Source organism: Actinomadura chokoriensis (assembly GCF_041463665.1).
In the GTDB taxonomy this organism is placed as follows: domain Bacteria; phylum Actinomycetota; class Actinomycetes; order Streptosporangiales; family Streptosporangiaceae; genus Spirillospora; species Spirillospora chokoriensis_A.
Map to the genome: position 1 here is coordinate 156953 of NZ_JAXCEJ010000010.1, position 14645 is coordinate 171597.

The window sequence follows — 14645 nt, forward strand, 5'->3', positions numbered from 1 at the left end:
ACGGCCCGACCTGCGCGTTCCACCCGGCCGGCACGTCCGCCGGTTCCCGGGCCCCCTTTCACGGCGGAAATCCCGCGACGGAACGGCGGGAGGCATGTCAGCATCAAGGCGACCGTGCCCGGCATGGCGGACGAGAGCAGGCGCATGAGGTTGCGGGACCCCGACGGGATCGACTGGGCCGGGCTGGAGCGCGCCTCCGCCGCGGATGAGCCCCTGCGCGGCCTGGTGCGGCAGTTGGCGGAGCAGGCGGACCGGGCCGAGAACCCGCGGGACGGGGATGACATGTTCTTCTCGCCCGGGTCGCTGTACGAGGAGTCGATACCGGCCCTGCCGTTCCTGGCCGGACTCGCCGAATCCGGCGATGGGGCCGTCCGGGTCGACGCGCTGCGCCTGCTGGGGCGGCTGAGCACCGAGGCGAACGAGTGCCCCGGCGACTGCCGCTCCCCTGAGTGGATGCCCGCGTTCCGGGGCATCGTGCCGCGGCTCCTGGCGATGCTCTCCGATCCGGACGTCGCGGTAAGGCGGGCGCTGGTGGGCGTGCTGGCGTCGGCGGTCGCCGATGCGGAACCCGTGGTGGACGCGCTGTGCGCGGGCGGGGACGACGACGAGGCGGTACGGATCCAGTCCGTGCTGGCCGTGGGCGGACTCGCCGGGCGCTGCTCGGCCGCCGTCCTGCCCGAGGCGCTGACCTGGCTTCGGGACCGTTGCATCGAGGGGAGCCCGCAGGTCGCGATGGCGGCGTCGGTCGTCCTGGCCGGGCTGGTCGACGCGCAGCGCGCCGACGTCGACGTGGTGACGCGGGCGATGAGCGGAACCGATGTCGAGGCGTGGCGTCATGTCCGCGACCTCCCGAGGCCGGAGCATCGGGAGGCGCCTGCCGGGACCGCGTCGCGGCTCCTCGGCTGGGTCGACGAGCGGCTCGGCGACGATGTCGCCGCGCGCACCGCCCTCAGCGCGGCGCTCGCACGTCACCGGGACGCCGACCGGCGCGGCGCCGCGATCAGGACCGCGGCGAACCTCGCCGCGGGCTGGCGGTCCGCGGGCGCCGAACTGCTGCCCGTCATGGCCGAGCACGCGTCGGACGAGGCGGTGAAGGACCGCCTGCACGCCATGCACGTGATCGCGGCCATGGGCCCGGACGCCGGTGATCACACCGAGGCGCTCGTCGCCGGGCTGGACGACGACCGGCGCTTGAGCTCCTGGACCGGAGATCGGATGGCCGACGTCGCCGCATGGGGCCTGGCGTGGCGCGGCGACCCGCGCTGCCTGCCCCATCTGATCGCCCGGCTCGGTGACCAGGGGCTTGTCTACGGCCCCGGCGACCTGGGCGCCTCCACGCGCGGGTACTCGACCGCGCTGCCGGGCGTCGCGGACGTCCTGGCCCCGCTCGGCGACCATGCCGCGGCGCTGCTGCCGGTGATCCGCGACCGTCTCGGCGACGTCCCCGAGACTCCGCCGGCCGCCCACGTGCGGGAGCGGCCCTCCCGTGCGGAGAAGGGGCTGGTCCGGCTGGTCGGAGCGTGGGGCGAGGCGGGCGTCCCGGCCGTCCCGGAGCTGATCGGCCTGCTCGGCGGCCGGCTGGGGGTGCCGGCCGTGGAGGCGCTCGCGGCGATGGGACCGGCCGCCGCGGACGCCGGACCGATCATCGAGGAGGCGCTGCGGCGGGGCGCGTACGGGGGCGACCGGTCCGACTACCTCCGGCGGCTGGCCTTCGCGCGGGCGCACTTGAAGATCACGGGCGATCCGGCTCGCCTCGCCGACGCGGTGCGCGCCCAGGTCGGAGCGCGCAGCCTGCCGGACGACCTCCTGCCGTACATCGCGGATCTGGGGCCCCACGCCGCGGACCATGAGCCATGGGTGCGGGATTTCATCAACTCCAAGCTCGAACGTGTCCGCTTCAGTGCCGCGTACGCGCTGGGCAGGATGACCGGCAGGCCGGACGCCGCGTCCCTGACGCTGAAGCGCGAACTCGACCGTCTCGCCGAGGGCGACTACCACCCCGCGAGCTGGGGGGCCGTCCGCCTTCTCGTGGAGTTGGGCGCCGCTCCGCACGGACGCCGGCGGGAGCTGCGGAAGATCATGGATGCCGACCGGCGGCACCAGTACTCCGGCGGCTGGCGGAGCTTCACCGAGGACCGTGAACTGCGCTCCCTGGCAGCGACCCTCCACGACGCCACCGCCTACTGAATCCGCGGCGGTCGAGAGCCGCGTAACACCGGCCCGGCGGACGCGGGGATCGCCGCGGCGGCGTGAGCGAGCCGTGCCGATAGCGTGACCGGCATGGCGGACATGATGGACGAGCGGATGCTCGGATGCCTGTTCGGCGGGGCCGTCGGCGACGCGCTCGGGCGGCCCGTCGAGGGCATGCCGCTGCGCGAGATCCGCGCGGCGCACGGGCCCGCGGGCGTCACCGGGTACGCGGGGCGCGGTGAGATCGGCGAGGCCACGCAGCTCGGCCTGCTCACCGCGCAGGCGGGCGTCCAGGCGTCCATCCGGGCCCGCGCCCGGGGGATCGGCGGCGCGTACTTCGGCCTGGTGCAGTCCAACTAGCTCGGGTGGCTGCGCGCCCAGGGCGAGCCGATCCCCGCGCAGGGCACGCCCGTTGGCGGCCCGGCGCTGCGGGACCCGGCGGTGACGGCCCGCCGCGGCGCCGGCCGCACCACGCTCGCCGCGCTCCGCGAGGCCGCCGCGCGCGGCAGACCCGGATGGCCGCTCGGCAGGGTGGACGAGCCGGTCAACGACTCCAAGGGCTGCGCCGGGACGGTCCGCGCGGCGCCGGCCGGGTTCGGACGCCCCGACCGCGAGGCGGTCTTCACGCGCGGCCAGGGCACGGCGGCGCTCACCCACGGCCACCCGTCCGGCCACCTTCCCGCCGGAACGCTCGCCGTCGTCGTCTCCGCCCTCGTCCACGGCGCGGCCCTTCCCGACGCACTGCGGGACGCCCTGGCGGAGCTGGGCAAGCACCCTGGACACGACGAGACGACGGCCGCGCTCGAACGCGCGATGGACCTGGCTGCGGGGCGGTCGCCGTCCCCGGAGGCGCTGGAGAGCCTCGGGCGCGGCTTCACCGCCCCGGAGGCCCTCGCCATCGCCGTCTACGCCGCGCTCGCCGCCGAGGCCGCGGGCGGGTATCCGCTGGAGATCGTCCCGCGCGGGCTGCTGCTCGCCGTCAACCACTCCGGCGACAGCGACTCCACCGGCGCCGTCTGCGGGAACATCCTCGGCGCCCGGTACGGCTCACGGGCCGTTCCCGAGCACTGGCGCGCCGGGGTGGAGGCCGGGGCCGTCATCGCGGAACTGGCGTACGGCTCCGCCGTCGAGTTCGGCCCGGAGCCGCCCGCCGACGCCTACGGCGAGCCGCCCATGGACTGGCACATGCGCTTCTACGCCTGACGCCCGATCACAGCATGACCTCGTAGGCGATCTCGTAGGACGTCCCGCCCTCCTCGTGCCGGGCGAGGGGCACGAAGTCGGGGACGGTCCGCGCGGCGCTCGCCTTCAGCCTTCGGAGGGCCTCCTCCGTCCCGAACGGGGTGAGGCCGAGCAGGCCGAGAAGCCGGTCCCGCCGGGCGGGGTACTCGGGGTCGTCGTCGACGATCTCCGCAGCCGGCTCGTCCGGCGGATGGCCCAGCCCGAGGGCCCGCCAGAACGGGCAGGACGCGATGAGCGTGACGGCCTCGACCAAGTCGGCGGCCATCAGCACGGCCTGCCCCTCCGAGTCGGCGAACAGGACCGGGCGGGTCCCGCCGGGGTCGCCGCAGAGGAAGTACGTCCCGCCGGCGCCGTCCCCGGCGATGGGCGCCAGCGCCATGCCGGACGGCAGCCGCAGCTCCTCCACCGGGTCGCGCCGCCCGATGTCGAAGTCGCCCGGCCAGGTCAGCAGGCCGGCGAGTTCGGGCTCGTTCTCGATCCGGCGCAGCAGGTCGTCAGAGGCGGTCATGGGCGGCACACTAGCCCGCCGCCCGGACGTTATGGGGAGGCGCGAGCGCGAGGGCGCGGCCTACGATCGCGGGATGGAGTATGAGGTTCGGGTTGCGCGGGCCGGGGATCTGGCGGGACTGGCGGCGATCGAGAACTCGTGCGAGGAGATGTTCAAGGAGATCGGGATCGTGTTCCCGCCCGGTCCGACCGTGGTCGAGCAGGTGATCGGCAAGGGCGCGGAGATCGTCGTGGCCGGTGATCCGGCGGTGGGGTTCGCGGCGGCCCGGGAGGTCGACGGGGCGACGCATCTGGAGCAGATCTCGGTGCGCGGCGACCTGGTGGGACGGGGGATCGGCGGCGCGCTGCTGGCGGAGGTCGTGGCGCGGGCGGCGGCGGCCGGGTCGCCCGGCGTGAGCCTTCTGACGTTCCGGGACGTCCCGTGGAACGGCCCCTGGTACGCCCGGCACGGGTTCGCGGAACTGCCCGAGGAGCGGTGGGGGAGCGGGATCAGGTCCTACTGGGACGCCGAGATCGAGGCCGGGCTGCACGGGCTCGGGCCGCGCCTCGTCATGTGGGCGCCGACCGGGTAGCGGCCCGCCGCCGTCGCCGGCGGCGGTGGAGGCGGAGACCCGCGTAGCCGAGCAGCAGGACGGCGAAGAGCCCGACGATCGGGGCGAGGATCGCCAGCACGCTCATGACCAGGGACGCGACGTCCTCGACCGTGCTCAGGACCGGCGCCCCGGCACCCATCGTCCCGGCGTTCGCCACCGGCCGGACGGACGCCTTCGTCGCGTGGACGATCAGCGCCACCACGATGCCGAGGCTCCAGCCGATCCACGGGTGGTCGTGCATGAACGTGGAGGAGTCGAGCTTCCCGGCCGCGTCGGTGGCGGCGAAGACGGCGCCTCCGGCGGCCGGGCGGACGAACGTCTGCACGGCGTCGTTGACGCTGTCCACGACGGGCACCTTGTCGAGGACGACCTCCGCGGCGAGCAGGACGGCAAGCCCGGCGAGGACCCGCCCGTCGGTGAGCCAGCCGAACTCGGCGGGCAGCCGGACCAGGTCGCTGTACCGGGCGATCAGGCCGACGAGCAGCACCGGGATGTAGGCGTTGAGACCGGCGGCCGCGGAGAGGCCGAGGCCGGTCAGTGCCGCGAGCATGCGTCCCTCCCAGCTGACTTATCGTTGGTCTCTTGGACGCACGGTCTCCCGCCCGCGTTCCACCAGAAGATCTACAATGTAAAGGCGGGAACCCGGGACGGTCCGCGGACGTCTGGCCCATGGACGCTAAGGAGGACGATGATCAGCCCGGTGTCATGGGTGCGGGACCGTCTCGGCGAGCGACGGGCCGCGCTCGTCCTCCTGGTGGCGCTGCTCCTGCTGGCCGTCGTCCCGCTGGTGGCGCTGCCGGCGGCGCGCTGCGAGGTCTTCGGCGGCGGATGCCGGACGCCCGCCCCGGAGCAGCGCGCCGATCCGGTCGCGGCGGAGAAGGCACCGACGCCGCTCGACGTGGCCACGCGGGGGTCCTACGTCGCGCTGGGGGACTCCTACTCGGCGGGTGTGGGCGCGGAGGCGACCCCGGCCGATCACAACCCGCTCGCCCGCTGCCACCGGACGTCCAAGGCGTACTACCACGAGGTCGCCCAGGCGTTCCGCTTCGCGAAGGGCACCTCGTTCTGGGCCTGCTCCGGCGCCACGACCGACGACGTCCTGGACGGACGAGGCGGCGAACCCCCGCAGATCGGACGCATCGGGCGCGACACCAGCCTGGTCACGATCAGCATCGGCGGCAACGACGTCGGGTTCTCCAAGGTGCTGGCCGGGTGCGTCGTCAGGCTGCCGTGGAGCAGGGGCTGCGCCGAGCAGGGCGAGGAGATCGCCGGGAAGATGGCCGAGCTGCGGCAGAGCCTCCCGGCCCTGCTCGCCGACATCACCGCGCGGGCGCCCTACGCGCGGGTGATCGTGATGGGTTACCCGAAGGCGTTCTCCGAGATCAGCGGCGTCGACGGGGACAACATCACCGTGTCGGACCAGCGCTGGCTGAACGCCCGCGCCTACGACCTCGGGCGGCTGATCCGGCAGACCGTCGCGGAGGCGGACGCCCGGAAGGCCGGGACGCGCGGCCGCGGCAGCGTCGAGTTCGTCGACGCCTACGGCGCGTTCGCCGGGCACGAGGTGGGCAGCCGGAACGCGTACATGAACGGCCTGGCGCTGAACCTGCCGGCGCTCCAGGCCGAGCCGCGCAGCTACCACCCGACGATCGCCGGGCAGCACGCCCTGGCCCAGCTGTTCATCGCCCAGATCGAGAAGGGCCCCGGCCGCCCGCTCTCCTAGGTGCCCCGCTCTTCCCAGGTACCCCGCTCATTCAGGTACCCAGCTCTACCAGGGACGGAAGCTTATCCCCGCGTCCTGGAGGAGAGGAACCGCTCATGAGCGAACATGGTGCGAGCGTGCTGTCGGAGCGGTTGTTCGACCAGGCCGTGGCGACGATGGAGGCCGCGTCCGTCTGGCTCGGCCGGCGGCTCGGCTGGTACGCCTCGCTCCACGAGGACGGACCGGCGACCGCCCGGGAACTCGCCGAGCGGACGCGGTCGCAGCCGAGGTACGCGCGCGAATGGCTGGAACAGCAGGCCGTCGCCGGGATCGTCATCCGGGGGGAGGGGGAGCGGTACGAGCTTCCGGCCGGGCACGCCGAAGCGCTGCTGGACCGCGACAGCCAGGCGTGGACGGAACCGCTGATCCGCCAGATCGTCTCGGCCGTACTCCAGTTGCCCGCCCTCGCGGATGCCTACCGGACCGGTCAGGGGGTCCCCTGGCACGCGTACGGCGCGGAGATGTCGGAGGCCCAGGGCGACCTCAACCGCCCGATGCTGTTGCACGCCCTCGCCCGCGACTGGGTCCCGCAGATCCCGGACCTCCACGAACGCCTGGTGGAGGGCGCTCGCGTGGCCGACGTCGGCTGCGGGCAGGGCTGGTCCGGCATCGGCCTGGCCACGGCGTATCCGGAGATCGAGGTGGACGGTTTCGACCTCGACCCGGTCGCGCTGGAGGCCGCGCGCGAGAACGCCGCCGAGGCCGGGGTCGCCGAACGGGTGCGATTCCATCACGCGGACGCGGCGGCGGACCTCGCCGGCGGCCCGTACGACGTGCTCATGCTGATCGAGTGCCTGCACGACATGCCGCGTCCCGTCGAAGTGCTGTCGGCGATGCGGCGCGTCGCGAAGCCCGGCGCCGTCACGCTCGTCGTCGACGAGGCGGCCGACCCCGTGCTGACCGCGCCGGGCGATGAGGTCCAGCGGCTGCTTTACGGCTTCAGCCTGCTCGTCTGCCTGCCCGATTCGCTCAGCCACCCGCACTCGGCCGGCGTCGGGACCGTCATGCGCCCGGACACGCTCGCCTCGTTCGCGTCCTCGGCCGGGTACGCGGGCGTCGAGTCCCTCGATGTGACCGATACCGGTTTCTGGCGGATCTACCGGCTTGTCGCCTGACCTGTGGGTACGGATAGGGAATGGCCATCAGGGTGGCGCTCGCCGGGGACACCATGCTCGGCCGGGGCGTGGCGGCGGAGATCGCCGCGTCCGGTCCGCACGGCCTGTTCTCCGGCGGCGTGCCCGACGTCTTCGCGGAGGCCGATCTGGCGCTGCTGAACCTGGAGTGCTGCGTCTCCGATCGCGGACGGCCCTGGGACCCGCTGGGCAAGCCCTTCCATTTCCGGGCGCCTCCGGCCGCTGTCGAGGCACTCGCCGATCTCGGCGTCGACTGCGTCACGCTCGCCAACAACCACGCCCTCGACTACGGCCCGGACGCGCTGGCGGACACCCTCGACATCCTCCGGGGGGCGGGGATCCGCACGGTCGGCGCCGGGGCGGAGCTCACGGAAGCGCGCGAACCCGCCGTCCTGGAGGCGGGGGACACCCGGGTCGCGGTGGTGGGCGTCACCGACCATCCGTCCGACTTCGCCGCCGGGCCCGGCCGTCCCGGCGTCGCCCACGCCGACCTGCACGAGCGCGTCCCGGACGACCTGGTGCGGCAGATCCGCGAACTGCGGGATGAGGCCAGCGTCGTCGTCGTCATGCCGCACTGGGGCCCGAACATGACCCGGGAGCCGCCGCACTACGTCCGGCGGGCGGCCAGGACCCTCGTGGACGCCGGCGCGTCGCTCGTCGCGGGCAGTTCCGCGCACGTGTTCCACGGCGTGGACTGGCCGGTCATGTTCGACATGGGCGACTTCATCGACGACTACATCGTGGACGAGATGCTCCGCAACGACCTGGGCCTGCTGTTCCTGGTCACCGTGGACGGCGGCGGCCCGTCCCGGATCGAGGCGGTCCCCCTCCGGCTCGACTTCGCCCGCACCCGGCGCGCCGAGGGCTCCGACCGCGCCTGGATCATCGAGCGGTTCGTCGCGGCCTGCCGCCCCTTCGGGGCGGACGTCACCGTCGAGCGCGACCGCCTGGTCGTCGACGCGCCGCCATAGCGGATCGCGCCGCTACAGCGGATCGCCGAGCGGCCCGTACTCGTCGACCAGCGCGTCGGCCCAGTGGGCGGCGAAGTCCGGCCGGGTGCCGTCGGCGTCGGTGAACCCGTACTCCCGGTACAGGCCCCACGTCGCCAGCGCCCGCCCCGTCCGGTCCATGATGTCGGGGTCGGCGGCGAGGGCCGCGACCGCCCGGCCGAGATAGGCGGGGGACTCCGAGTGCGCGAAGTGCGGGTCCTGCGCGACGCCGTCCCGCCAGTTGTCCTCGGTGACGCCGAAATGGTCGAGGACGGCCTCGGACCGCAGGAAGCCGGGCGTGACGGCGACCGCCGCGACCCCGTACGGCTTCAGCTCGGCGGCCTGCGCGACCGCAAGCCGGATGACCGCCGACTTCGCCAGGTCGTAGAAGAACGAGCCGCGATACCGGGCGGTGTTGCCGTCGGTCACCTCCACCACCAGGCCGCGCCTCCGCGCGACCAGCAGCGGCAGCGCGAACCTGCTGGTGATCACGTGCGTCTCCACCGCCTGCCGCAGCAGCCGCAGGCCGGTGTCGAGGTCCTGCTCCCACAGCGGGTGCTCCCAGTCGGTGAGCGGGTCACCGCCCCACACGGAGTTGACCAGGATGTCCAGCCGGCCGTCCTGCTCGGCGGCGATCCGGTCGGCGAGCGCGCGCACCTCGTCCGGGCGGCCGTGGTCGACGCGGACCGCGATCCCGGTGCCGCCGGCCGCCGTGACCTGTTCGGCGGTCTCCTCGATCGTCTCCCGCCGGCCGAGGTCGGAGCGCCTGGAGCCGCTGCTGCGCCCGGTCACGTAGACGGTCGCCCCGGCGGCGCCGAGCTGGACGGCGATGCCCCGCCCGCCGCCGCGCGTGCCGCCGGCGACCAGAGCGACCTGATCGGTCAGTTTCCCCACGGTTCCCCCTCAGAGATGTGCGGTGCGAGGACGGCGTCGATCTCCCGCCGGAGCCGTTCCGGCAGCGTCCCCTCACGGTCGAGGGCCCAGGCCAGGCCGGCTCCCGCGATGATCGCCACCACCGTCCGGGCCAGTGCGCCGGTGTCGGTGCCGGGCCGGAGTTCGCTCGCCGACACGGCCTCGGCGAGCAGCGTCTCGATCACCCGCCCGGTCGCCCGGTGGACGGCCAGGGCGTGCTCGTGAAGCTCCGGATCGGTGAGGTCCAGGCACAGGAACGCCAGGTGGTTGGCGTACCGCTCGGGTGTGGACATATCGGACATCGATCCGACGGCGAAAGCCGTGAGCGCGCCCAGCGCCGACGCGTGCCCCGTCCTCGCCCTCTCGTGCAGGGCCTCCGGATCCTGGACGGACCGTGCGGCCAGCGCCACCAGCAGCCCGCGCTTGGACCCGAACCGCTGGACGAGCGTGGCCGGCGCCAGCCCGACCTCCCCGGCCACGGCGGCGAGCGTGAGCCCGGCCGGACCGACCCGTCCGATCACCTCGACCGCCGCCCGCAGGATCACCGCGTCGTCGACCCCTCGCGGCCGTCCCGCCATCGCACCTCCATTAATAAATGAACGTACATTTATTAAATCATCCGCGCCGAGATCAGGCAACTTAGGTTACTAGCGGTGTTTATTGAAGAACTCAGTGTGATGAAAAGTCCGGCCCGGGCGCGTCGTCACCCTGCAATCCAGCCGGACGAAGGCGGGACCCTTCCGCTGACCGCCGCCACCTGGGCCGTCACACTTGTATCCTGCTGTGCTACACCGACGCCCCGCCAGTGTCAGGCGTCCCACGCCTTGAGGGTACGGACAAACGCGTTCCAGGTGTCGGGCGCAATAGTGAGGACGGGGCCGTCCGGGTCCTTCGAGTCCCGCACGGCCACTGCCCGGTCAGTGCTCGCCAGTTCAATGCAGTCATCGGCTTGTGAGCCGCTGTGGCTACTCTTGCGCCAGGCGGCGCCTGGAAAGTCGGAAGCTCTCATGTCTCTGAGATTATTCTGTTGATCAGTTCACGGGAAGGAGATTCTGGAAGCGCCGAAGTGCGCAAGTCCGTGAACTTCTCGTGGTACTGGTAGATGTCCTTGTCGTCCTCCAGGATCCACTGACCAGTGAAATGGTCAGTCAGCACCGTACTCAGGATTGTAGGGTTTCCGAGCTCCGTAAGTTGGAACTGGCCGACATATGCGGGACCGGGGTCCACGGAAAGCGGTAGAACCTGCAAGAGGACGTGTTCCTGTTCAGACTCGTTGAGGAGCCTTCGGAGTTGGCTACGCATGACTTGGCGACCACCACGTATGCGCCGGAGAACGGCCTCATCGAGGACGACTTCGAGTGATGTCGGGCGGTCGCGACGTAGGATCTTCTGACGAGCAAGACGAAAGGCTACGTAGCGATCGATGACATCGTCTGGTCTGACCGGGACTCTCGTGAAATTGACGGCGCGGGCGTAGCTTTCGGTTTGGAGGAGGCCGGGGATGAACGTGGTCTCCGTGGAGATGATGCGCGAGGCGTCGTGTTCGAGGGAGGCGCGGTCGAGGGCCTCGGGCGTGACGAGGTCCTTGTAGGCGTCCCACCAGCCGGGTTGGCGGTCCTGTTCGGCCAGCGTCATGAGCGCGGCGCGGAGGTCGGTGGGGACGTTGTAGCGGTCGAGAATGAAACCGAGGTCGCGGAGGCGCAGCCACTGGACGCCGTTCTCGATCTGGCTGAGGGACGACGGTGACCGTTCCAGGCGGCTGCCTGCGGTCTTGAGGGTGTAGCCGGACTCCTCCCTGAGCTGGCGGAGCACTCGACCGATCTTGCGGCGACGCGTGGTGGAGAGGGTCGCTTCCGACATGTGACCAGCCTGTCACGTTCCGGAGTCACGCGTCGGAGAACCGATGGGCGCTGAAAATTTAGTGAGGGGTCGTTTCGGGGGATGCGGACTGTGTTGAGGCCGGTGCGCAGCGCTTGGAGTCTGGGGCCTGAAAGGGAGGACCCTATGGCGATCAGCGAGATCATAGCGGCGCTCACGCTGCCGGGCGTGGAGCGGTCGGCGAGGCATGCGCGGGTGTTCGCCCGCGACGTTCTCGGAGAGGGACACCCGTCGCTCGACGACGTCCAGGTGTGCGTCGACGAGGCGTTCACGAACGGGGTCGAGCACACCGCGTCGGGCCGGGGCGGGCGGGTAACGGTGATGTTCTCCCTGGCGGGGCAGGACATCGTCGCGGAAGTCGTCGATGACGGGGCGTACGGGGAGCGGCCGGTGATGCGGGACGATCCGCTGGCCGAGGGCGGGCGGGGGCTTCGGATCATCGACGCGCTGAGCCTGGAGTGGGGCGTCAGGGCGGACGGGGATCGGAGCGCCGTGTGGATGCGGTTCCCCGGCCCGCCGCCGCTGCGGTGACCTCAGCGGGGGCAGGGGTCCAGTTTGGGGGCCGGGACGCCGCCGTTGAGGCGGCCGCAGATCGGCGTGGAGATCGGTTCGCCGTGCTCCAGCGTGACCTTGATCAGGGTCAGGTTGCGGTCGCCCGGGCCGTTCAGCTTGTGCTGGTCGCCGCGGAAGTCGATGTCGCCCGTCGCGGCGTTGCGGACGTGCAGGTGGCGCAACTCCAGCAGGACGGCGCCGGACGTCACCGAGCGGCTGCCCGCGACGACGGCCGACCCGGGGGAGGTGAGGCCGAGGCCCGCGAAGGCGTTCTGCGCGGCCTGGCCGAGCGCGACGGTGGCGTCGTAGGTGAGGGCCATCTGCCCGTCCACGAGGAGCGGCTCGTCGGGGCGGACGCGGGGCGCGCCGATGCCGAGGAGGTTGCGGGCGAGGAGGAAGAAGCCGTTGGTCTGGTCGGCGTCGCCGGCGATCAGGAACGGCAGGTGGACGAAGGCCGTGTGGTATATGACGGTGTTCGCCGGGATCGGCACCTCGTGCGGGCTCGTGCCGAAGCGGGTCTTGGTCACGTCGTCGCCGGTCAGGAGGACGAGATGGCGCCGCGTGCAGCCGCCCTGGACGAGCCCGTTCATCAGGCCCGGAAGGTCCTCGGCGCGGCCGGCGAAGTACACGAACGGGGCCGGGGCGGATTCGCAGGCCGTCTTCACCCTGCCGGCGACGTCGTCGGTGCCGACGTAGTCGACGCGGTCGACGGCGCGGGGCGCGAGCGCGCGGGCGACGTCGTCGGCGATCTCGCGGCTGTAGGCGTCCTTGGACGGGCCGGGGCGGCGGTGCACGATCATCGCGCGGGAGATCGGCCGGCCGTTCAGCTCGGCGGCGACGGCGGCGCGGGTCGCGGCGGCCTCGTCGTAGTCGGTGGAGGCGAGCCCGTAGTAGTGCGGCAGCGCGGGGAGCCGGTCGGAGGAGTTGACGGTGTTGACGACCGGCAGCCCGGCGGAGATCAGCCGCCCGATGGCCGCCTGGGAGTTCTCGGTGTTGCGGCCGAAGCCGACGACCCCGACGAGGGTCGGGTCGCTGCGGGCGATGTCGAGGATGCGGTCGGCGGTCTCGGCGGAGAACAGCATGTTCTGCCCGGTGTTGGCGGGAAGCAGGCGCAGCTTGAGGGGGTTGCCGACCTCGCCGGGCTGGCCGGAGCGGTTGTTGCGCATCTGGGCGAGGTACGCCCCGGCGAGTTCGCGGATGCTGCTGACGGTCAGGTCGCTCTGCCCGGGGCTGGCGGTGAACACGCCCGCGTAGACGACGGTGACGTAGGGCTTGCGCGAGGCGAGGACGGTCTGGTTCTCGTCCTCGATGCGGCGCTGGAGGTCGGCGAGGGTGAGGCGGGAACCGGTGTTGCGGGGCGACGGCGCGCGCCGCTCGCCGTCCAGGCCGATGCTGTCGTGGCCGCGCTCGAACCGGACGCCGTGCGTGGAGACGCCGACGCATTCGCGGCTGCCGTCGCCGTTGTCCTGCAGGCGGGTGTCGCCGTTCCAGCCGAAGGGGAACCCGACGCTGCAGTACGTGGAGCGCAGGTCGGTCTGCACGTAGGCCAGGGCGAGCGCGGACACCAGGGCGGCGGCGACCAGGCTCCGCCACGACCACAGCCACGTCCAGCGGGGACGGCGCCGGACCGCGAAGTCGTCGGGCCGTTCGCTGGCGGGCTCCCCGGTCACGGGGATGCGCAGCAGGTAGGGCAGCGGGACCGATTCGCTCGGCCCCTGCGCGGTGCCGAGCGACGACCGCCACTGCTCGTACAGATCGCGCGGGTCGCCGCCCGGCGCGGGGCCGCCGAACTCGTCGCGGGTGGCGGTGCCGACGGAGGCGATGACGATCAGCGGGTGGAACTCGCTGCGCCGGGCGCGGATGTCGCTGATCGCCGACAGCATCGCGAGGCCGCCGTTGCGGCGTCCGAGGCCGGCCAGGAACACCACGGGCGGGGCCGGCCGCTTGAATCCGCGCAGGTCCGGCGCGAGCCGCCGGTGCTGGTCGCGCAGGTCCTCCAGCAGCGCGAACGTCTTGATCTGGAGCAGGAACCGGGCCGCGTCGGGCTTGGTGAGCCGCTCGTACACCCGGTGCAGCCGGCCCTCGAAGCCGAGGTCGTCGCCGCCTTCGTCGCCGTCGCCGAGGACGGCGAAGAACGACGTCCGGGCGAACCAGCGGTACCGGCCGCCGAAGCCGAGGCGGGACAGGACGGGCAGCCAGATCCGCCGGGTCGACAGCGCCGCGACGAGCAGGAGGACCGCGGCGAGGCACCCCGCGGCGGTGAGCAGGATGAGGCTGGGCGTCTGCTCGGCGATGCCGCCGGCCAGCACGGCGATCATGGCGACGAGGGACCCGCCGACGGTGGTCCACCAGCCGGGGGCGCGCAGCGGCCCGCCCTGCCAGCGGAACAGCCGGGCGCGCTCGTTCCAGCGGTCGACGGCGGCGACGGGGGAGCGGCGGTACGGAGGCGGCGCGGGGGAGCCGTCCGGGCCGGGTTCGGCGGCGGCGGCCTGGATCGTCCGGACGAGGTCGGAGCGGGGGAAGCGCAGCCGGCCGAACGGCGACCGGGTGTGCGTCCAGGTCAGCGGCTGGGAGATCGTGTCGACCAGCTCGATCGCGGCGGTCTCCGCGCCGTCGCCGGCGAGGTCGGGGGCGATCGCGGGCAGGCCCGTCTCGGCGGCGAGCCGCTTCAGTTCGTCGAGGTGGCGGCCGGGCGCGTCCGGGTCGTCCGCCGGTTCCAGGACGATGACCGGGTACGGGCGGGAGTCCAGCCGCCACGGCAGGCGCCCGGACATCCAGTCGAACAGCGCGAGGAGTCCGCGCCCGGACTCGGTGGGTCGGGGGTTTCCCACGGCTGGCCTTCCCGCGCGGGAGATCTTGTGGGAAGCGTAAGGGCGTGACCGGTGTG

The 14645-nt window shown here is 72.9% G+C and carries 13 protein-coding genes and 1 pseudogene; 7 read left to right on the forward strand and 7 right to left on the reverse strand.

Annotated elements, in window-relative coordinates; translation table 11 throughout:
- Window positions 1-123 precede the first annotated feature (123 nt).
- Window positions 124-2187, forward strand: a complete 2064-nt coding sequence (locus tag SM418_RS17900; RefSeq protein ID WP_371941975.1) for a hypothetical protein — start codon at window positions 124-126, stop codon at window positions 2185-2187.
- 117 nt (window positions 2188-2304) lie between these two features.
- Window positions 2305-3393: pseudogene (locus tag SM418_RS17905) on the forward strand (ADP-ribosylglycohydrolase family protein).
- A 7-nt stretch (window positions 3394-3400) separates the two neighbouring features.
- On the opposite strand, the gene SM418_RS17910 reads toward SM418_RS17905, so the two are convergent.
- The gene (locus SM418_RS17910; RefSeq protein ID WP_371941976.1) at window positions 3401-3940 is read right to left on the reverse strand and encodes a hypothetical protein; all 540 of its coding nucleotides are present in this window, start codon (window positions 3938-3940) and stop codon (window positions 3401-3403) included.
- A 73-nt stretch (window positions 3941-4013) separates the two neighbouring features.
- On the opposite strand from SM418_RS17910, the gene SM418_RS17915 reads away from it, so the two are divergent.
- The gene (locus tag SM418_RS17915) at window positions 4014-4511 is read left to right on the forward strand and encodes a GNAT family N-acetyltransferase (RefSeq protein WP_371941977.1); all 498 of its coding nucleotides are present in this window, start codon (window positions 4014-4016) and stop codon (window positions 4509-4511) included.
- On the opposite strand, the gene SM418_RS17920 is transcribed toward SM418_RS17915, so the two are convergent.
- The gene (locus tag SM418_RS17920) at window positions 4489-5082 is read right to left on the reverse strand and encodes a DUF4126 domain-containing protein (RefSeq protein WP_371941978.1); all 594 of its coding nucleotides are present in this window, start codon (window positions 5080-5082) and stop codon (window positions 4489-4491) included. The genes SM418_RS17915 and SM418_RS17920 overlap by 23 nt on opposite strands.
- 138 nt (window positions 5083-5220) lie before the next feature.
- Between SM418_RS17920 and SM418_RS17925 the strand changes: the two genes are divergently transcribed.
- The 3 genes from SM418_RS17925 (at window position 5221) to SM418_RS17935 (ending at window position 8398) form a co-directional block, all read left to right on the forward strand.
- Entirely contained in the window at window positions 5221-6255 is a 1035-nt protein-coding gene (locus tag SM418_RS17925; RefSeq protein WP_371941979.1) for an SGNH/GDSL hydrolase family protein, read from the forward strand.
- 95 nt (window positions 6256-6350) lie between these two features.
- On the forward strand, window positions 6351-7409 hold the full coding sequence (locus SM418_RS17930; RefSeq protein ID WP_371941980.1) for a class I SAM-dependent methyltransferase: 1059 nt from the start codon (window positions 6351-6353) through the stop codon (window positions 7407-7409).
- Between the two features lie 20 nt (window positions 7410-7429).
- On the forward strand, window positions 7430-8398 hold the full coding sequence (locus SM418_RS17935) for a CapA family protein (RefSeq protein WP_371941981.1): 969 nt from the start codon (window positions 7430-7432) through the stop codon (window positions 8396-8398).
- A gap of 12 nt (window positions 8399-8410) precedes the next feature.
- Here the strand turns inward: SM418_RS17935 and SM418_RS17940 are convergent, their stop codons facing one another.
- The 4 genes from SM418_RS17940 to SM418_RS17955 form a co-directional block, all read right to left on the reverse strand.
- Window positions 8411-9310: an SDR family oxidoreductase gene (locus SM418_RS17940; protein ID WP_371941982.1), complete on the reverse strand. Its 900-nt coding sequence runs from the start codon at window positions 9308-9310 to the stop codon at window positions 8411-8413.
- On the reverse strand, window positions 9298-9906 hold the full coding sequence (locus SM418_RS17945; protein ID WP_371941983.1) for a TetR/AcrR family transcriptional regulator: 609 nt from the start codon (window positions 9904-9906) through the stop codon (window positions 9298-9300). The genes SM418_RS17940 and SM418_RS17945 overlap by 13 nt, the downstream gene beginning before the upstream one ends.
- 230 nt (window positions 9907-10136) lie before the next feature.
- Complete coding sequence (locus tag SM418_RS17950) at window positions 10137-10337, reverse strand: DUF397 domain-containing protein (RefSeq protein ID WP_371941984.1); 201 nt, start codon at window positions 10335-10337, stop codon at window positions 10137-10139.
- Window positions 10334-11188 (reverse strand): helix-turn-helix domain-containing protein, encoded by an 855-nt coding sequence (locus SM418_RS17955; RefSeq protein ID WP_371941985.1) that lies wholly within the window; start codon window positions 11186-11188, stop codon window positions 10334-10336. The genes SM418_RS17950 and SM418_RS17955 overlap by 4 nt, the downstream gene beginning before the upstream one ends.
- A 144-nt stretch (window positions 11189-11332) precedes the next feature.
- Here SM418_RS17955 and SM418_RS17960 point away from each other — a divergent pair, with 144 nt between their 5' ends.
- On the forward strand, window positions 11333-11737 hold the full coding sequence (locus SM418_RS17960) for an ATP-binding protein (RefSeq protein WP_371941986.1): 405 nt from the start codon (window positions 11333-11335) through the stop codon (window positions 11735-11737).
- A gap of 2 nt (window positions 11738-11739) precedes the next feature.
- On the opposite strand, the gene SM418_RS17965 is transcribed toward SM418_RS17960, so the two are convergent.
- On the reverse strand, window positions 11740-14589 hold the full coding sequence (locus tag SM418_RS17965) for a type 1 periplasmic-binding domain-containing protein (RefSeq protein ID WP_371941987.1): 2850 nt from the start codon (window positions 14587-14589) through the stop codon (window positions 11740-11742).
- Between the last annotated feature and the right edge of the window lie 56 nt (window positions 14590-14645).